Below are 18560 nucleotides of genomic sequence, written 5' to 3' on the forward strand. Positions count from 1 at the left end.
AGAGCAGGCAGGCGCGCAAACCGCCTGCCTGCGGACTTGAAAAAGCCCGCAATTGCCTTCATCTTGTGTTGCAAGCCTACCGGATTGGATCGATCGAATGACTGACACCCGTAACGGCGAGGACAGCGGCAAATTGCTCTATTGCTCCTTCTGCGGCAAAAGCCAGCATGAAGTGCGCAAATTGATTGCCGGGCCCTCGGTATTTATCTGCGACGAGTGCGTCGACCTGTGCAACGACATCATCCGTGAGGAGGTGCAGGAAGCCCAGGCCGAGAGCAGCGCGCACAAATTGCCTTCGCCGAAAGAAATCAGCGGCATCCTTGACCAGTATGTGATTGGTCAGGAGCGCGCGAAGAAGGTGCTTGCCGTAGCGGTGTATAACCACTACAAGCGCCTGAACCAGCGTGACAAGAAGGGTGACGAAGTCGAACTGGGCAAGAGCAACATCCTGCTCATCGGGCCGACCGGCTCGGGCAAGACCCTGCTCGCCGAAACCCTGGCACGCCTGTTGAACGTACCGTTCACCATTGCTGACGCCACCACCCTGACCGAGGCCGGTTATGTGGGTGAGGACGTCGAGAACATCATTCAGAAGCTGTTGCAGAAGTGCGACTACGATGTGGAAAAGGCCCAGATGGGCATTGTCTACATTGACGAAATCGACAAGATCTCGCGCAAGTCGGACAACCCGTCCATCACCCGTGACGTCTCGGGCGAGGGCGTGCAGCAGGCGCTGTTGAAACTGATCGAGGGCACTGTGGCCTCGGTGCCGCCGCAAGGCGGGCGTAAACACCCGCAACAGGAATTCCTGCAGGTTGATACCCGCAATATCCTGTTCATTTGCGGTGGCGCGTTCTCGGGTCTGGAAAAAGTCATCCAGGGCCGCTCCACCAAGGGTGGCATCGGTTTTGGCGCAGAAGTGCGCAGCAAGGAAGAGGGCAAGAAGGTTGGCGAGTCCCTGCGTGAGGTCGAGCCGGACGATCTGGTCAAGTTTGGCCTGATTCCGGAATTCGTCGGCCGTCTGCCGGTGCTGGCTACCCTCGACGAGCTGGACGAGGCTGCATTGATGCAGATCCTCACCGAGCCGAAGAATGCTCTGACCAAGCAGTATGCCAAGCTGTTCGAGATGGAAAGCGTCGACCTCGAGTTCCGCAGCGATGCGCTCAAGGCCGTTGCCCGCAAGGCCCTGGAGCGCAAGACTGGCGCCCGTGGCCTGCGTTCGATCCTCGAAGGCGTGCTGCTCGACACCATGTACGAGATCCCTTCCAAAAAGGATGTCAGCAAGGTGGTGATCGACGAGAGCGTCATCGAAGGCACCTCGCAGCCGCTGATGATCTACGAAAACAGCGAGCCGCAAGCCAAGGCCGCGCCAGACGCCTGATTCAGGCAATGGCCGGTGGCGGTTGCAAGCAAGAAGGGGGGCCTACGGGCCCCTTTCTGCTTTTCCTGCGCTAGCGCTTGTAATTTCCCAGGCATGCCCCCACATTAGGTCCAAGCATCATTTCCACCGGTTTCCGGCCATAAGGCCGCTGTAGAGGCGAAATCATGAAGACAACCCTCGACTTGCCTCTTTTGCCATTGCGCGATGTCGTTGTTTACCCGCACATGGTTATCCCGCTGTTCGTGGGGCGCGAAAAGTCCATCGAAGCCCTCGAGGCAGCGATGACGGGCGAAAAGCAGATCCTCCTGCTTGCCCAGAAAAACCCGGCCGACGACGACCCGGGCGAGGACGCCCTGTATCGTGTCGGTACCGTTGCCACCGTACTCCAACTGCTGAAACTGCCTGATGGCACCGTCAAGGTGCTGGTCGAGGGCGAGCAGCGCGGCGCCGTCGAACGTTTCACCGAAGTAGAAGGGCACATCCGTGCCGAAGTCTCCCTGATCGACGAAACCGACGCCGCCGAGCGCGAGTCGGAAGTGTTCGTGCGCACCTTGCTGTCGCAATTCGAGCAGTACGTGCAACTGGGCAAGAAAGTCCCTGCCGAAGTGCTGTCTTCGCTGAACAGCATCGAGGAGCCAGGGCGTCTGGTCGATACCATGGCCGCCCACATGGCCCTGAAGATCAAGCAGAAGCAGGAAATTCTCGAAATTGTCGATCTGACTACCCGTGTCGAGCACGTATTGGCGCTGCTGGATGCTGAAATCGACCTGCTGCAGGTTGAAAAGCGCATCCGCGGCCGGGTCAAGAAGCAGATGGAGCGCAGCCAGCGCGAGTACTACCTGAATGAGCAGATGAAGGCCATTCAGAAAGAGCTCGGTGATGGCGATGAAGGCCACAACGAAGTCGAAGAGCTGAAAAAGCGCATCGAAGCCGCTGGCCTGCCCAAGGATGCCCTGGCCAAGGCCCAGGCAGAGCTGAACAAGCTCAAGCAGATGTCGCCAATGTCGGCCGAGGCCACTGTGGTGCGCTCGTACCTCGACTGGCTCGTGCAGGTGCCTTGGAAAGCCCAGAGCAAGGTGCGTCTGGACCTGACAAAGGCCGAGGAAATCCTCGATGCCGACCACTACGGCCTGGAAGAGGTCAAGGAACGCATTCTCGAGTACCTTGCCGTGCAGAAGCGCGTCAAGAAAATCCGCGGCCCGGTGCTCTGCCTTGTTGGCCCGCCTGGCGTCGGCAAGACCTCGCTGGCTGAATCGATCGCTGCTGCCACCAACCGCAAGTTCGTGCGCATGGCCCTCGGTGGCGTGCGTGACGAGGCAGAGATCCGTGGCCACCGCCGTACCTACATCGGCTCCATGCCTGGCCGTCTGATCCAGAAGATGACCAAGGTGGGGGTGCGCAACCCGCTGTTCCTGCTCGACGAAATCGACAAGATGGGCAGCGACATGCGTGGCGACCCGGCCTCGGCACTGCTTGAAGTGCTCGACCCTGAGCAGAACCACAATTTCAACGACCACTACCTGGAAGTCGACTACGACCTCTCGGACGTGATGTTCCTGTGCACCTCGAACTCGATGAATATCCCGCCGGCGCTGCTCGACCGGATGGAAGTCATCCGCCTGCCGGGCTACACCGAAGACGAGAAGATCAACATCGCGGTCAAATACCTGGTGCCCAAGCAGGTCAAGGCCAACGGCCTGAAGAAGGACGAGCTGGAGGTCGATGTCTCGGCGATCCGCGACATCATCCGCTATTACACCCGCGAAGCCGGTGTGCGTGGGCTGGAGCGGCAAATTGCCAAGGTCTGCCGCAAGGTCGTCAAGGAACATACCGGGCAGAAGCTGGTCAAGGTCAAGGTGGCCAGCGAGCAGCTGGAGCACCTGCTGGGTGTGCGCAAGTTCCGTTACGGCCTGGCCGAGCAGCAGGACCAGATCGGTCAGGTCACCGGCCTGGCCTGGACCCAGGTGGGTGGCGAGCTGCTGACCATCGAGGCCGTGGTCATTCCTGGCAAGGGCCAACTGATCAAGACCGGCTCGCTGGGCGATGTGATGGTCGAGTCGATCACCGCCGCACAGACCGTGGTGCGCAGCCGCGCCCGCAGCCTGGGGATTGCCGCCGACTTCCACGAGAAGCGCGACGTGCACATTCACATGCCGGAAGGCGCCACGCCGAAGGACGGCCCAAGCGCGGGTATCGGCATGTGCACTGCACTGGTGTCGGCGCTGACGCAGATTCCGGTACGTGCCGACGTGGCCATGACCGGCGAAATCACCCTGCGTGGCCAGGTACTGGCCATTGGCGGGTTGAAGGAAAAACTGCTGGCGGCACACCGTGGCGGCATCAAGACGGTGATCATTCCAGAGGAGAATGTTCGCGATCTGAAGGAGATTCCGGAAAATATCAAACAGGATCTTCAGATCAAACCGGTCAAATGGATTGACGAAGTCCTGCAAATTGCGCTGCAATACGCCCCGGAGCCCTTGCCAGATGTGGCTCCTGAGATTGTCGCGAAAGATGAAAAGCGCGACGGCGATGCTAAGGAAAGAATCAGCACGCATTAGTAGTTTTTGGCTGGGGGGCTTTCCTTGACAGTTTTTTCGGGCCCTTGCTATAAAGCGGCACGCTATTGTCATCAGGCCACCCAGCGCACGTTTCATAAGCTTTTCATTACATACTTAGAAACAAACTCATTAGAGAAATAAGGGGACTTAGAGTGAACAAGTCGGAACTGATTGACGCTATCGCTGCATCGGCTGACATTTCCAAAGCTACCGCAGGTAAGGCTTTGGACGCTGTGATCGACTCCGTAACCGGTGCCCTGAAAGCAGGCGACGACGTCGTTCTGGTTGGCTTCGGTACCTTCTCGGTCAAGGACCGCGCCGAACGTACTGGCCGCAACCCTCAAACCGGTAAGGCCATCAAGATCGAAGCCGCCAAGGTTCCAGGTTTCAAGGCTGGCAAAGGCCTGAAAGACGCCGTCAACTAAGTCGTCTTTCAGCCGGCCCCGGCCTTGCCGGGTCCGAGCACGCTGAAGGCGGGGCGCAAACGTTCCCGCCTGACACGTTTGCTAAGAAAAGGCGCATCCTCGGATGCGCCTTTCTTTTATCAGGATTCTACCCACGCTCCGCGGTTGTCGACGCAGTGGTACAGCCGTTTCTGGGGGACGCATGCTGCAAAATATCAGGGACAATTCACAAGGTTGGATTGCCAAGACCATCATCGGCCTTATCGTCGTCTTGATGGCGTTGACCGGTTTCGAAGCCATTTTCCAGGCCGCCACCCATAGCCAGGACGCCGCCAAGGTGAACGGCCAGACCATCAGCCAGAACGAGCTGGGGCAGGCTGCCGACATGCAGCGCCGTCAGTTGATGCAACAGTTGGGCAAGGATTTCGACCCAGCGCTGCTGGATGACAAATTGCTGCGTGAAGAGGCGCTCAAGGGCCTGATCAGCCGCAAGTTGCTGCTGCAAGGCGCCGAAGATGCCAAGTTTGCCTTCTCCGAGGCTGCGCTGGATCAGGTGATCCTGCAAACCCCGGAGTTCCAGGTGGACGGCAAGTTCAGTGCTGACCGCTTCGACCAGGTCATCCGCCAAATGGGTTACGGCCGCATGCAGTTCCGCGACATGCTCGCCGAGGAAATGCTCATCGGCCAGCTGCGCACCGGCCTGGCCGGCAGCAGTTTTGTCACCGACCAGCAGGTCGATGCCTTCGTTCGCCTGGAGAAGCAGACCCGTGACTTCGCCTCCCTGACCTTCAAGGCCGACCCGGCTGCGGTCAAGGTCAGCGACGAAGAGGTCAAGGCGCATTACGAGCAGCACGCCAAGGAGTTCATGTCGCCTGACCAGGTGGTGATCGACTACATCGAACTGAAGAAGTCGGCGTTCTTCGACCAGGTCAAGGTGACCGACGAAGAGCTCAAGGCCCAGTACGAGAAGGAAATCGCCAACCTGGCCGAGCAACGCCATGCCGCGCACATCCTCATCGAGGTCAACGACAAGGTCACCGACGCCCAGGCCAAGGCCCGTGCCGAAGAGATCGAGCAGCGCCTGGCCAAGGGTGAAAGCTTTGCCGCGTTGGCCAAGGAGTTCTCCCAGGACCCGGGTTCGGCCAGCAGCGGTGGTGACCTCGGCTTTGCCGGCCCGGGTGTCTACGACCCGGCGTTCGAGGACGCGCTGTACAAGCTGCAGGACGGCCAGGTCTCGGCGCCAGTGCGCACCGAGTTTGGCTACCACCTGATCAAGCTGCTGGGTGTGCAGGCGCCTGAGGTGCCGAGCTTCGCCAGCTTGAAGGACAAACTGACCCGTGACCTGAAAATCCCGCTGGTCGAGCAGCGTTACGTCGATGCCAGCAAGCAGCTGCAGGATGCTGCCTACGAGGCTTCCGACCTGGCCCAGCCGGCTCAGGACCTGAACCTCAAGGTGCAGACCTCTGCAGCCTTTGGGCGCGAGGGTGGTGAAGGCATTACCGCCAACCGTTCGGTGGTGCAGGCTGCGTTCTCCGAAGAAGTGCTGGAGGAGGCTGCCAACAGCACCGCGATCGAGCTCGACCCGGAGACCACCGTGGTATTGCGCGTCAAGGAGCACCGCAAGCCGGAGCAACTGCCGCTGGAAGCGGTGGCCAGCAACATCCGCGAACACCTGGCCAAAGAGAAGGCGACTGCCGAGCTGAAGGCCAAGGCGGACAAGCTGATTGCCGGCCTGCGTGATGGCTCCATCGCCGCAGGCAGCGTGCACGAAGGGCAAGGCTGGAAGGCCCATGAAGCAGTCACCCGTGGCGAGGACGGTATTGATCCGGCCGAACTGCAGGCGCTGTTCCGCCTGGGCAAGCCGCAAGCCAAGGACAAGCCGGTGTATGGCAGCGTAGTGCTGCGTGACGGTAGCCTGGTGGTGCTGCAGCTCAAGGGTGTCAACGAAGGCGCTACCGCCACCGACGAAGAGAAGCAGCAGATCCGCCGCTACCTCGCATCGCGTGCTGGTCAGCAGGACTTCGCGGCGTACCGCAAGCAGCTGGAAGCCAATGCTGACATCACCCGTTACTGAGGTGGTTGCTGCATGAAGGAACAGGCCGCCTCGTGCGGCCTGTTTCGTTTCAGTACCTGTGGGGGCGGGCTACCGCGAAGAGAGCGGCACAGGTGCTATAGCGCTTAGCGCTTCACCCCTTCGTGGTTATCCAGCGTATCCCGCGCAATTTCCCGTCCCAGGGCAATCAGCTCGGGCGCCTTGTAGAACTCGAAGAATCGGCACACCCGTTTGGGCACGTTGATCAGCACGTCCGGTGGGTAGCCGGCGATCTTGTATTGCGCCAGCGAAGTCTGCATGACCTCGAAGCTCTGGTTGATCAGGTCCAGCAGCGAAGCAGGCCCCACGTTGTCGATGATGAACGAGCCGGTCGCCGATTTTGGCGCGCCCTCGCGTTCCGGTGCCGCCGCCGGTTGTTGGCCTTCCGGGTCGGCGGCATCTGCCAGCCAAGGGTTTGGCGGTGCCAGGCCATCGGCAGCGATCTCCTGTTCGATACGCATCAGCTCTTCCGCCGGCTTGCGCCGGAACGGCAGGCGAGAGCCCAATGAACTCAGCAAGGAGTCAAAACGCATCTTGAACGCCGCAGGGCGCTCAATCACCGGCAACTGGTATTGCTTCTGATTGGTGGCGTTGAGGTTGACCGCGATGATCAGGTCGCAGTGGCTGGATACCACAGGCACAATCGGCAGCGGGTTGAGGATGCCCCCGTCGACCAGCATACGGTTGCCCTGCATCACAGGGGTGAACAGGCTTGGGATGGCCGCCGAGGCGCGCATGGCCTGGTGCAGGCAGCCTTCCTGGAACCAGATTTCCTGTTGGTTGGTGAGGTCGGTTGCAACCGCTGTATAGGGGATGCGCAATTGCTCGATGTTGATTTCGCCGACGATCTTGCGGATTTGCCCGAACACCTTGTCGCCACGAATGGCACCGAGGCGAAAGCTGACGTCGACCAGGCGCAGTACATCCAGGTAATCGAGGCTCTCGATCCAGTTGCGATAGTCGCTCAGCTTGCCGGCGGCATAGATGCCGCCAACCACTGCACCCATGGAGCAGCCGGCAATGCAGGCAATGTCGTAGCCGCGCCGCTCGATTTCTTCAATCACACCGATGTGTGCATACCCCCGGGCTCCGCCTGAGCCCAGTACCAGTGCCACGCGTTTGCTCATGAATATTCCCCGTCCAGTGCAACCATGGTCCTACAATGCACCCATCACAGGCTGTGCTTCAATGTCGATCGCGCTGAGCTACTGTAATAAAACCGGCCAGGCACAGTTGGTCGGGCAGGGCACTTTTCAGCTGCCGGGGCGTCGAACAGCCACTGTTTTTTCCATTGAGGTATTACTGATGAAAGCCTGGATCTGCCTTCCACTGATTGCCTTGGCCCTTGCTGGCTGCGCAGGCAAGACGGCCTACCGTGACAGCTGCGCGACCCAGCTGGATGCCGCCTGGAAGGAATTGGACCTGGCCAAGGCCGAAGGCTTTGCCGGTGCTGTCAGTTACTCCAAGGCTTTGTCGCTGTTGACCGGGGCCAAGACCCAGCAGCAGTTCGAAGGTTATGAAAGCTGCACGCGCAAAGCCGAAAAGGCGCGCTTCTACATTCGTGAGTCGCGCGCTGGGCGCTGACCGAGGAGCGTCGTATGTCTGCCATGCTAGACCATGTCGTTGCACAGATCCTGGCGGTGCAGGTGCGGCTGCTGGCTTGCCGGGAACGCCTGGCCGCTGATACTGACAGCGAGGCCTTGCACGACCTGCGCATCAGCCTGCGGCGCTTGCGCAGCCTGCTGAGGCCCCTGCGCGGGCTGCCTGGTGTGGAGCAGTTGGAGGAGGCCGCCAGCGCGTTGGGTACCCTGACCACGCCATTGCGTGACCGCGAGGTGCTGGCAGCGGAACTGATCGGGCGCGGCCATACTGCAGCAGGGCAGCGGCGCCTGGAAGGGCGTAGCAGGACCTTTGCCAGTGTGGCTGCCAGCCCACAACTGACCCGGGTGCTGGCGATTGTGGACGCGTTTCCGTTGTTCTTGCGGGCGGCAGGCCGTGAGGGGCTGGTCAAGTCGCTGGACAAGCGCATTGACAAGCGCCTGGTCAAGCAGTGGCGTAGGCTGCACGAAGCCCTGCAAGACCCTGCTCACGACCGCCACCGCCTGCGCTTGCTGATCAAGCGTGCGCGCTATGGCGACGAAGCCTACCCGCAGCTCGACCATGCCGGGAAAAAACTGCAGCGCCTGCTGAAAAAGGCACAGGCAGACCTGGGCGGCTGGCATGACCGCCTGCAGTGGTTGCTGCAGGCACGCGACCATGCTGACCTGGCCCCTTGCAAGGCCGCGTGGGAGCAGGAACTGCACGAGGCGGAACGCACGGCGGATGTGACGCTGGATGCCCTGCTGCGCGCGCTGGCGCGTCGCTAGCCCGAACATTGACCGATATGCGGGCTGATCGCCTGGAGTTTGCTGGCTACGATGGGCAGACCTTATCGCTGTGGGCAGGAGCCAGCCAATGAACTTCAACCAACTGCTTGACGCCGTGCGGGCCAATCCGGATGCCGTCAGTATCCCGCCTGGCTGGGCCCAGGGTCGCGCCGCCTTTGGCGGCCTCATGGCGGCCATGGTTTATGAGGCCATGTGCCTGAAACTGTCCGACAGCCGCCCTGTGCGCTCGCTGGCCATCAGTTTCGTCGCGCCTGCTGCTGCCGATGTGCCAATCCGTTTCGAAGTGGAGGTGCTGCGCGAAGGCAAGGCGGTCAGCACATTGCTCGGCCGCGCCGTGCAGGATGGCCAGGTGGTGACCCTGGTGCAGGGTAATTTCGGTGCAGGCCGGCCTTCGGTGGTCGAGGTGCCAGCGTTACCGGCGATGGAAATGCCAGCACTCGATGACGCAGCGCCCGAGTTGCCGTATATCAAAGGCGTTACTCCGGAGTTCATGCGGCACGTGGCCTTGCGCTGGGCAGTGGGTGGGTTGCCATTCAGTGGCAATCAGTCGCGCAAGATGGGCGGTTGGGTGCGCTTGCGCGATGTGGCTGAAGAACAGGTCAATGAGGCGCATTTGCTGGCGTTGGTCGATGCCTGGCCACCCAGCCTGATGCCCTTTCTCAAACAGCCCGCAGCAGGCAGCACCCTGACCTGGACCATCGAGTTCATTCAGCCCACGGCGAAGCTGTCGACCCTGGACTGGTGCCGCTACTGCGTGGAGACCGAGCATGCGCGGGAGGGTTATGGGCATGCTGCGGCGGCGTTGTGGACGGCGGAAGGCGAATTGCTTGCCCTGAGCCGACAGACTGTGACCGTGTTTGCCTGATCAATCTTGGGAGCGCTGCGCGCTCCTTTCGCGAGACAAGGCCGCTCCCACAAGGATCTCGCAATTTTCAGATTGCGCGTGATTCCTGTGGAAGCGGCCTTGCGTCGCGACTGGGCTGCAAAGCAGCCCCATGGCATCAATGGCGGTGTTTGTGCCGCTCCCGCCAGGCTTTCCACCACGCCCCGCTCAGCACAAAGCGCGGAAAGGTAATGAACTGCTCTGTCAGCAGGCGCTGCACGGCATCCTGGCGGTTGGCAAAGGGTTCGGGCTGCTCTACCTCCAGGCGGTGGCCATGGCGCTGTAAGCCAAGGCCGGCAATCAGGGCGATCACGCCAACGGCGATCTGGCCCAGGTCCAGGGCGAAGAGGCCCGACAAAATCAGCAGGGCGCCCAGTATGAACAGCGGCACCGCAATCAGGTGCAGCACCAGATTGGCGGGGTGACGGTGGTTATTGTGATAGCCGCGCCATTGCCAGGCGGGCAGGTTGGGCAGGCGTTTGCTCATGGGCAATTCCTCTCGGTCATGCCCAAAGTCTAGTGCGGTTGCCGGGCGCAGGCCAATCGAGGCAGGCTATGGCGACTATAGCTTGAGCTGGCCAATGGCCCTGTTCAGTTCGCCGGCCAGGGTCGCCAATTCGCTACTGGTATTCGCCGAGCCCACCGTCTGCTGCACGGTCTGTTCGGTGACATCGCGGATGCTCACCACCGCCCGGTTCATTTCCTCGGCCACCTGGCTTTGCTGCTCGGCCGCCACGGCAATCTGGGTATTGCTTTCGCGCATTTGCGCCACAGCTCCGGTAATCTCGGCCAGTGCTTCGCCGGCCTCCTTGGCCTGGCGCACGCAATCGTCTGCCTTGAACGAGCTTTCCTGCATGAATTCCACGGCATCGCGGGTGCCTGATTGCAGGGCAGAGACCATGGTGGTGATTTCGTCGGTTGAGGTTTGCACGCGCTTGGCCAGGTTACGTACCTCATCGGCCACCACAGCAAAGCCGCGGCCCAGATCCCCGGCGCGCGCCGCTTCGATGGCCGCGTTGAGCGCCAACAGGTTGGTCTGCTCGGCGATGCTGTGGATCACACCGACCACGCTGTTGATTTTCTGGCTGTCGTCAGCCAGTTGGCGAATCATTTCAGCGGTTTGCTGAACACCGCTGGAAAGCCCGGAAATCGAATCCTGCACCCGGCTGACCACCTCTTGGCCGCTGCCGGCCAAGGTGTCGGCGGTTTGTGACAGGTCACGGGTGGCACCGGCATGCTGGGCAATATGGTGCACCGTCGCCGACATTTCGTTGATGGCGGTGGCGGCCTGATCAGTCTCGCTCTGCTGGCCGAGCATGCCGTGGCGGACGTTGCTCATGCTGGCGGCCAGGCGTGCGGCGCCCGAGTCCAGCTGTGCCGCAGTGTGGGCGACGGTGCTGACCACGCGGTGGTAGGTGGCCTGCATGGCATTGAAGGCGCCGGCCATCTGGCCGACCTCGTCGCCGCAGGCCAGCGGCACACGGGCAGCAAGGTCGCCGGTCTTTTCCACGTGCAGCATCACATCCTTCAACGTATTGAGCTGGCTGAGCAGGAAGCGGATCAGCAACTGCGAGGCGCCGAGCATGGCCAGCATCAGGATCAGGACGCACACCGCGTAGTTGCTGAAGCGGTCGAAAAATACCTGACGCAGGCTTGGCGACTGCGCCAGTACGGCCACCTGCTGGTCGCCGTTGCGCAAGACCTGCGCACCGCGCAACGGGTTTTCGCCGAGGATCCAGGCGCTCGGCAGCTCGACCCAACCTTGGCCGCTGCGCAGGCTATCGAGCGCTTCACCGGCGAAAATCGGCGTTTGCCCGGCCGACCAGCTGATGACGTTGGCCGTGCGTGGCAATGCTTGCCCGGCAGGCCAGGCAGCCAGCAGCTGGGCTTGCGCTGCCGCCTGCGCCTGCGCCGCTTCGGCGCGGGCGCGTTGCTCAAGGTGTACGGCGTAGAGCACCAGCAGCAGGGTCGTGACAAAGGCCACCGCATTGACGGCCCAGAATTTGTACTTCAGGGAAACATTGCTAAGCCAGGCACCCATGGGCAGGTCTTCTCTGAGTTGAGCGGAAACAGTATTCGCAAGGTGCCATCATTGTGCCTGCATCTACTCAGCCGGATGTTGACCCATATCAACAGCCCGCGCACAGGGCTCAGGGGAGCCGGAAAAACGCCCGCGCCGTTGCGGTGGTATGCGCCGCCGTGTGCTCGACCGATTCGCCCCGATGCAGCGCCACTTCGCGCAACACCTCCGGCAGAAATGCTGGCTCGTTGCGCCCATTCTTCGGCTTGGGCCGCAGGCTGCGTGGCAGCAGGTAGGGGGCATCGCTCTCCAGCATCAGCCGCCCTTCGGCAATGTTGCCTACCAGTGGATGCAGGTGGGTGCCACGGCGTTCATCGCAGATCCAGCCGGTAATGCCAATGTGCAGGTCCATGTCCAGATAGGCGAACAGCGCCTCGCGCTCGCCGGTAAAGCAGTGCACCACCGCGCCGCTCAGGTGGTCGCGGTAATGCTTGAGGATCGAAAGCAAGCGCTCGCTGGCGTCGCGCTCGTGCAGGAACACCGGCAGGCGCAGCTCTGCGGCCAGCGCCAACTGGGCTTCCAGGGCTTGTTCCTGCAGTGGGCGAGGGGAGAAGTCGCGGTTGAAATCCAGGCCGCATTCGCCCACGGCGCGCACGCGCGGCTCATTCAACAACTGGCGTAACTGGCGCTCGCTGCCGGCATCCCAGGACTTGGCATCGTGGGGGTGCACGCCCGCTGTGGCGAACAGGTGCGCACCGCTTGCATCCAGCTGCTGGCACAGCTCCAGCGCCTGTTCACTGACTGCCAGGCTGGTGCCTGTCAGCACCATTTGTGTGACCCCGGCCTCAAGGGCGCGCTCGACGATTGCCGCCTGCTGGTCGTGGAAACTGCTGTTCGTCAGGTTGACGCCGATATCGATCAGTTGCATGGTGCTATCTCGTGCCGCGGGGCGGCCAGCATAGCAAAATCCGCGTTTTTCTGAAAAAACCAAGAACTTCATGCTGTTGCCGTGGTCTTTTACCGTCATTTCTCACTTGGCGGCTCAACCCATGGATACCGCCCAACCACCACGGACACGTTTTGGCATGCTGCGATGCTGGCTTGTTTTTCTGCTGACGCTGGGCCTGACCCTGACCGGCCCGGCCCAGGCGCGCGCGCCGGGGCCGCAGCAGAACATACCACCCGCCAAGGTGCGTGACCTGCAGCAGGTTCGCACCAGCAAAGTGCTGCGGGTGCTGGTCAACCAGAGCCGTAACAGCTCTGGCGAGGTCAAGGGCGAGCCAGTTGGCATCGAGTACTATCGCCTGCGTGCCCTGGAGCATTACCTCAATGCCCGCAACGCGGACGACCAGCAGATCCAGCTAAAGCTCATCCCACGTGCCAAGGAGCAGTTGCTGGGCGCTCTGGCCCGCGGGGAGGGTGACCTGGCTGCGCCGGGCGAGCTGCTCGACCCTGGCACGGTACGCGGCGTCAGCAGCACTGCGCCGATACTCGACCAGGTGCCGTTGACGCTGGTGGGGCGCAAAGGCGAGCGAAGCTTCAGCAAGGTCGAACAGCTGTCCGGGCGTACCGTGGCCTTGACCAGCGCGAGTGCCGCCGGCCCGCTGATCCAGCAGGTCAACCAGCAACTGGCGCTGCGCAAGCGGCCGCCGATCAAGGTGGAGTGGGTTGACTCCACGTTGGCGGTGGAGGATGTACTGGAAATGGTGCAGGCAGGCATCTACCACCTTACCGTTGTCGAACAGCCGATTGCCCGGCGCTGGGCGCGGGTTATGCCGCGCCTGCGGCTGGACAGCCGTGTGCGCCTGGGGCCACCGCAAGCCATGCGCTGGTATGTGGGGCGCGATGCGCCGCAGCTGTTGGCCACGGTGGATCACTTTCTGCGAGGTTACCGCGCGCCAGACAATCAGGATGCCGCGTTCGAGCGCATCTACCGGCGCCAGTACCGGGTGCACAACCCATTGGCCAGCAAGGACCGCCAGCGGCTGGCCTCGGTGCGGGCAGTGCTGCAGAAGCATGGTCAGGCGCAGCAGATCGACTGGCTCAACCTGGCGGCGCTGGCTTTCAAGGAATCGACGCTCAACCCGGCCGCACGCGGCACGGGCGGTGCCCATGGCCTGATGCAGATTACCCCTTCGGCGGCCCAGCGCGTGGGGGTAAGCAACACCGCCACGGTAGATGGCAATGTACAGGCCAGCGCACGCTACCTGGCCCTGATTCGGCGTAAGTTCTTTGCCAGCCCCAGAATCAACGAGCGTGAGCGCATGGCCTTTGTGCTGGCGGCTTACAACCTCGGCCCCGAGCGCGTTCAGGCCATGCGCGCCGAAGCCCGGCGGCGCGGCCTTAACGGCAATCAGTGGTTCTTCCAGACCGAACGCATCGCCATGGAGCAGGTAGGCATGGGGCCGGTCAACTTCGTCAACAGTGTCAACAAGTACTTTTTGGCATTCAACCGCGAGCGGGCCGTGCTGGAGCGCGTAGCGAAGCGTTGATAAATGATTTTGCTGGCGTGCTTTTGCTTGCAGCTTGCAGCTTGCAGCTTGCAGCTTGCAGCTTGCAGCTTGCAGCTTGCAGCTTGCAGCTTGCAGCTTGCAGCTTGCAGCTTGCAACTTGTAGCTCATCGCTCTAGCATACCGCCTGCGCCGATTTAAACAGCTACTTGCGGGGCGCAGGAAAGCCCCACCTCCGGGCCATCCGAAATACCGCTAAAGCGCTGGTTCGGTGACGCCTCCCACCGCTGCCCAGCGGGATTCGCGAGGCGGAGAGAAGCTCCATGAGTTGTCCACGTACCAGTGTCTGTTTGAGCCCTTTGCCTGCCAGCCAGGCCACCCGCACACCGCGCATTCTGCTCGGTGGTCAGCATCAGCCCACCCTTTTGCGTCATCTCGAAGGCCTGTCCCGGCGCAAGGGCCAGGCGCGTGCCTTTCTGATCCAGTTCGCTGAAATCGGCTGCCACCTGGCGCAATACGGCAATGACCGTTTCGACCTGGCCGTAATTCAGGCCCCGGCGCCGGGCGAGGCCGCAGAAGTCATTGGCCACCTCACTCGCATCGCGCGCCAAGGCCTTATTACCCGCCGCTGAGGAGTGCGCTGTTGAGTACCAACATCATCACCACGCAAGGCCATGAGGCGCTGAAGAAAGAACTGGACCACCTGTGGCGGGTATATCGCCCGGAGATCACCCAGAAGGTTGCCTGGGCCGCGTCGCTGGGCGACCGCAGCGAGAATGCCGACTATCAGTACAACAAGAAGCTGTTGCGCGAAATCGACCGCCGGGTGCGTTACCTGCGCAAGCGTCTTGAAGATGTAAAAGTGGTGGCCTACTCACCTCAGCAGGAAGGCAAGGTATTTTTCGGTGCCTGGGTCGAAGTCGAGAATGACGATGGCGAGACCATGAAATTTCGCATTGTCGGCTATGACGAGATCTACGGGCGCAACGATTACATCTCGATCGACTCGCCCATGGCGCGCGCCTTGCTCAAGAAGGAGGAGGGCGATGAGGTAGTGGTGCACACGCCTACCGGTGAAGCGACCTGGTATGTCAACAGTATCAGTTACGGCCAATAAATTGATGTTACCTGCACCGGCCCCTTCGCGGGCACGCCCGCGAAGGGGCCGGTGCAGGTAACCCTCAACCCTCGCGCAACACCGTCAACGGGCTGGCATTCAACGCCCGCCGCGTGCCCAGTACTCCGGCACCGCCCACCAGCAGCGCCCCCGCCAGCGGCAACGCCAGCAGCCACGGGTGCGGGCTCCACTGCAAGTCGAAGGCATAGCGGTACAGCACCAGGGTAATCAGTTCACAGCCCACTGCGGCCAACAATCCGCTGGTTGCCCCCAGCAAGCCGAACTCGATACGCCGTGCCTTGACCAGCAATGGCCGCCCGGCCCCCAGCGCACGGAGCAAGGCACCCTGGCGAATGCGTTCATCCAGCGTTGCCTGCAAACCGGCAAACAGCACCGCCAGCCCGGCAGCCAGCACAAAGACCAGTACATACTCCACTGCCAGGGTCACCTGGGCGAGGATGCTGCGCAGTTGGTCGAGCAAGGCATCCACCTGCAAGATGGTCACTGCCGGGAATGCCCGTGACAGCGCCACCACGTCCAGGTCGTGGCCCGGCGCCAGATAGAAGCTGGTCAGGTAGGTGGTCGGTAGCCCCTGCAGCGTGCCGGGTTGGAAGATCATGTAGAAGTTTGGCTGGAAGCTGTCCCAGTGCACGCTGCGAAGGCTGCTGACCCGCGCTTGGCGCTGCTGGCCGCCGATGTCGAAGGTCAGCAGGTCGCCCATTTTAAGCTTCAGGCTGCTGGCCAGCTCGGCCTCCACCGAAACGCCAGGGGTCTCGTCGTCGGCGGGCAAGGCTTGCCACCAGTTGCCGGCGGTCAGTGCATTGCCTTCGGGCAGCTCGGCGGCCCAGGTCAGGCTGAGGTCGCGCTGCACGGCGCGCTCACCCGCCGAATCCTTGCTGACGATTTGCTGTACCGGTTGCTGGTTGATTTGCACCAGGCGCCCGGGCGTTACCGGGTATAGCGGTGCTGAAGTGGCATTGACCTGATGCAGCCGTTCAGCGAACGGTTCACGGTCATCCGGCAGGATGTTCAGGGCGAAGTGGTTGGGGGCATCCTTTGGCAACTGAGCTTGCCAGGTGTCGAGCAGTTCTGCGCGTAGCAGGGCGACCAACCCCATGGCGAGCAGGATCAGGCCGAAGGCCAAGGCCTGGCCGGCGGCTGCCGTGGGGTGGCGCAGCAACTGGCCCAGCCCCAGGCGCCAGGCCAGTGGTGCGCCGGCCAACAGCCGGCGCAGGCTGCGCAAGCCGAGCAAAAGCAAGCCACCGAGCAGTAGCGCGGCGACCAGCCCGCCACCGAGCAGGGCGAAGGTGAGCAGCAGGTCAAGGCTCAGGCGCCACATGATCAGGCCCAAGGCAAACAGTGCGGCGCCGTACACCAACCAGCTGCTCGGTGGTATCGGCAACAGATCACGGCGCAGCACCCGCAGTGGCGGGACTTGGCCCAAGGCAGCAATCGGCGGCAGGGCGAAGCCGGCCAGTGCAACCAGCCCGGTGCCGATGCCAGCCAGGGCAGGGACGATGCCGCCGGCCGGCACCACGCTCGGCAGCAGGCCGTGCAGCAGGCGGAACAGGCCCAGCTGTGCCAGCCAGCCGAGCAGGGCGCCGGCAAAGGCGGCGACCAGGCCGAGCATGGCCAACTGCAGGCAATACAGGCCCAGTGCCTGGCGGCGTGAGAGCCCCAGGCAGCGCAGCAGCGCGCTGGCATCCAGGCGCCGAGCGGCATAACGGCTGGCCGACAGGGCCACGGCGACCCCGGCCAGCAGCACCGCCACCAGACTCGCCATGTTCAGGTAGCGTTCGGCCTTGCCCAAGGCGCCACCGATCTGCTGGTTGCCATCGCGTGTGTCGCGCAAGCGCTGGTTGGCGGCCAGGTCTTTTTCCACGGCCTGGCGGTATTGGGCCAGTGCCTCGGCATCGCCGCGCCACAGGTCGCGGTAGGTAACCCGGCTGCCAGGCTGGATAACACCGGTGGCTTCCAGGTCGGCCAGGTTCATCATCACCCTTGGGGTAAGGCTGTAGAAGTTGTTGGCGCGGTCCGGTTCGTAAGTAAGCACACGGCTCATGCGCAGGGTTTTCATGCCTACGTCGATGCTGTCGCCAATCGCCAGCCCCAGCGCCGCCAACAGGCGGGGCTCGACCCACGCCTCGCCAGGTGCCGGGCCGCCACCAGGTATTTCCTCTGCATAGGGCGCCGGTGCGCTGCGTACCTGCCCGCGCAATGGGTAGGCAGCGTCGGCGGCCTTGACGCTGGACAACTGGATGCCGTTGTCGCCGCCCACCACACTGGTGAACTCGATCACCTGCGCGTGGCGCAAGCCAAGTGCCGTGCCGGTAGCGATCTGTTGCTCGCGAGCGGGGGCACTGCCCTGTAGCACCAGGTCGGCGCCCAGGAATTCGCTGGCGCGCAGTTGCATGGCGCCATTCAGGCGTGCACCGAAGTAGCCGATGGCGGTGCTGGCTGCCACCGCCACCAGCAGGGCGAAGAACAGCACGCGTACTTCGCTGGCGCGAAGGTCGCGTAGCAACTGGCGCAGGGCCAGGCCGTACAGGCGGGACAACGGCATATGTTTCATCAAGCCTCCACCGGGGCCACCAAGCGCCCCGCATCCAGGCGGATCTGGCGGCGGCAGCGTCGGGCCAGGCGTTCGTCATGGGTGACCAGCACCAGGGTAGTACCGCGCTCTTTGTTCAGTTCAAACAACAAGTCGCTGATGCGCTCGCCTGTGTGGCTGTCGAGGTTGCCGGTGGGTTCGTCGGCAAACAACACCGCAGGCTGCGCGGCGAAGGCGCGGGCGATGGCTACCCGCTGCTGTTCGCCGCCCGACAGTTGGCGCGGGGTGTGGCTCAGGCGCTTGCCCAGGCCGACCCGTTCCAGCAGGCTGCGCGCCTGTTCGCGGGCGTCGCGGCGGCCGTCCAGTTCCAGTGGCAGCATCACGTTCTCCAGCGCATTCAGGCTGTCGAGCAGCTGGAATGACTGGAACACAAAGCCCACATGTTCGGCACGTACCCGGGCGCGCTGGTCTTCATCCAGTGGCCCCAGGTCGGTGCCGGCGAGGAGGACTTTGCCCGCGCTGGGCTGGTCGAGGCCGGCGAGTAGGCCGAGCAGGGTCGACTTGCCCGAGCCCGAGGCGCCGACGATGGCCAGGCTGTCGCCTTTGGCCAGCTCGAGGGAGAGTGCGTGGAGGATGGTAAGGTCACCTTCCGCGCTGGGGACCACTTTGCTAAGGTTCTGCGCAACGAGTATGTTGGGGCCCATGGAGAATCCG

The 18560-nt window shown here is 62.6% G+C and carries 16 protein-coding genes; 10 read left to right on the forward strand and 6 right to left on the reverse strand.

Annotation, left to right across the window (positions count from 1 at the left end; genetic code table 11):
- Nucleotides 1-97: 97 nt before the first annotated feature.
- The 4 genes from clpX (at nucleotide 98) to OZ911_RS09695 (ending at nucleotide 6420) form a co-directional block, all read left to right on the forward strand.
- Nucleotides 98-1381 (forward strand): ATP-dependent Clp protease ATP-binding subunit ClpX, encoded by a 1284-nt coding sequence (clpX, locus tag OZ911_RS09680; protein WP_016485885.1) that lies wholly within the window; start codon nucleotides 98-100, stop codon nucleotides 1379-1381.
- Between the two features lie 164 nt (nucleotides 1382-1545).
- A complete protein-coding gene (gene lon, locus OZ911_RS09685) occupies nucleotides 1546-3942 on the forward strand; it encodes an endopeptidase La (RefSeq protein ID WP_268968641.1) in 2397 nt (798 codons plus the stop codon).
- A gap of 152 nt (nucleotides 3943-4094) precedes the next feature.
- On the forward strand, nucleotides 4095-4367 hold the full coding sequence (gene hbs, locus OZ911_RS09690) for a non-specific DNA-binding protein Hbs (RefSeq protein ID WP_016485887.1): 273 nt from the start codon (nucleotides 4095-4097) through the stop codon (nucleotides 4365-4367).
- 181 nt (nucleotides 4368-4548) lie between these two features.
- The gene (locus OZ911_RS09695) at nucleotides 4549-6420 is read left to right on the forward strand and encodes a SurA N-terminal domain-containing protein (protein WP_023048655.1); all 1872 of its coding nucleotides are present in this window, start codon (nucleotides 4549-4551) and stop codon (nucleotides 6418-6420) included.
- A gap of 104 nt (nucleotides 6421-6524) precedes the next feature.
- Here the strand turns inward: OZ911_RS09695 and OZ911_RS09700 are convergent, their stop codons facing one another.
- Nucleotides 6525-7565 (reverse strand): patatin-like phospholipase family protein, encoded by a 1041-nt coding sequence (locus OZ911_RS09700; protein WP_016485889.1) that lies wholly within the window; start codon nucleotides 7563-7565, stop codon nucleotides 6525-6527.
- Nucleotides 7566-7743: 178 nt separating this feature from the next.
- Between OZ911_RS09700 and OZ911_RS09705 the strand changes: the two genes are divergently transcribed.
- The 3 genes from OZ911_RS09705 to OZ911_RS09715 all read left to right on the forward strand — a co-directional run bounded on the left by OZ911_RS09705 (nucleotide 7744) and on the right by OZ911_RS09715 (nucleotide 9690).
- The gene (locus tag OZ911_RS09705) at nucleotides 7744-8022 is read left to right on the forward strand and encodes a lipoprotein (protein WP_003250254.1); all 279 of its coding nucleotides are present in this window, start codon (nucleotides 7744-7746) and stop codon (nucleotides 8020-8022) included.
- A 14-nt stretch (nucleotides 8023-8036) separates the two neighbouring features.
- Nucleotides 8037-8804: a CHAD domain-containing protein gene (locus OZ911_RS09710; RefSeq protein ID WP_031312233.1), complete on the forward strand. Its 768-nt coding sequence runs from the start codon at nucleotides 8037-8039 to the stop codon at nucleotides 8802-8804.
- An 88-nt stretch (nucleotides 8805-8892) separates the two neighbouring features.
- Nucleotides 8893-9690 carry an acyl-CoA thioesterase gene (locus tag OZ911_RS09715; RefSeq protein ID WP_016485890.1) on the forward strand — a complete coding sequence of 266 codons (798 nt, stop codon included), beginning with the start codon at nucleotides 8893-8895 and terminating at the stop codon, nucleotides 9688-9690.
- A 136-nt stretch (nucleotides 9691-9826) separates the two neighbouring features.
- Here the strand turns inward: OZ911_RS09715 and OZ911_RS09720 are convergent, their stop codons facing one another.
- From OZ911_RS09720 to OZ911_RS09730, 3 genes are all read right to left on the reverse strand, one after another.
- Nucleotides 9827-10195 carry an Mpo1-like protein gene (locus OZ911_RS09720; RefSeq protein ID WP_016485891.1) on the reverse strand — a complete coding sequence of 123 codons (369 nt, stop codon included), beginning with the start codon at nucleotides 10193-10195 and terminating at the stop codon, nucleotides 9827-9829.
- A 75-nt stretch (nucleotides 10196-10270) separates the two neighbouring features.
- Nucleotides 10271-11749 carry a methyl-accepting chemotaxis protein gene (locus OZ911_RS09725; protein WP_060518920.1) on the reverse strand — a complete coding sequence of 493 codons (1479 nt, stop codon included), beginning with the start codon at nucleotides 11747-11749 and terminating at the stop codon, nucleotides 10271-10273.
- Nucleotides 11750-11858: 109 nt separating this feature from the next.
- The gene (locus OZ911_RS09730; RefSeq protein ID WP_016485893.1) at nucleotides 11859-12656 is read right to left on the reverse strand and encodes a TatD family hydrolase; all 798 of its coding nucleotides are present in this window, start codon (nucleotides 12654-12656) and stop codon (nucleotides 11859-11861) included.
- Between the two features lie 157 nt (nucleotides 12657-12813).
- On the opposite strand from OZ911_RS09730, the gene OZ911_RS09735 reads away from it, so the two are divergent.
- The 3 genes from OZ911_RS09735 (at nucleotide 12814) to greB (ending at nucleotide 15295) form a co-directional block, all read left to right on the forward strand.
- Entirely contained in the window at nucleotides 12814-14220 is a 1407-nt protein-coding gene (locus OZ911_RS09735; protein ID WP_016485894.1) for an MltF family protein, read from the forward strand.
- Between the two features lie 281 nt (nucleotides 14221-14501).
- Nucleotides 14502-14810 (forward strand): hypothetical protein, encoded by a 309-nt coding sequence (locus tag OZ911_RS09740; protein ID WP_016485895.1) that lies wholly within the window; start codon nucleotides 14502-14504, stop codon nucleotides 14808-14810.
- A gap of 11 nt (nucleotides 14811-14821) precedes the next feature.
- Nucleotides 14822-15295: a transcription elongation factor GreB gene (greB, locus tag OZ911_RS09745; protein ID WP_016485896.1), complete on the forward strand. Its 474-nt coding sequence runs from the start codon at nucleotides 14822-14824 to the stop codon at nucleotides 15293-15295.
- Nucleotides 15296-15359: 64 nt separating this feature from the next.
- Here greB and OZ911_RS09750 read toward each other — a convergent pair whose 3' ends face one another.
- Entirely contained in the window at nucleotides 15360-17867 is a 2508-nt protein-coding gene (locus OZ911_RS09750) for an ABC transporter permease (RefSeq protein WP_016485897.1), read from the reverse strand.
- Nucleotides 17867-18550 (reverse strand): ABC transporter ATP-binding protein, encoded by a 684-nt coding sequence (locus tag OZ911_RS09755; RefSeq protein WP_016485898.1) that lies wholly within the window; start codon nucleotides 18548-18550, stop codon nucleotides 17867-17869. Before OZ911_RS09755 ends, OZ911_RS09750 begins: the two co-directional genes overlap by 1 nt.
- Nucleotides 18551-18560: the final 10 nt, after the last annotated feature.

The organism is Pseudomonas fortuita (genome assembly GCF_026898135.2).
Lineage (GTDB): Bacteria > Pseudomonadota > Gammaproteobacteria > Pseudomonadales > Pseudomonadaceae > Aquipseudomonas > Aquipseudomonas fortuita.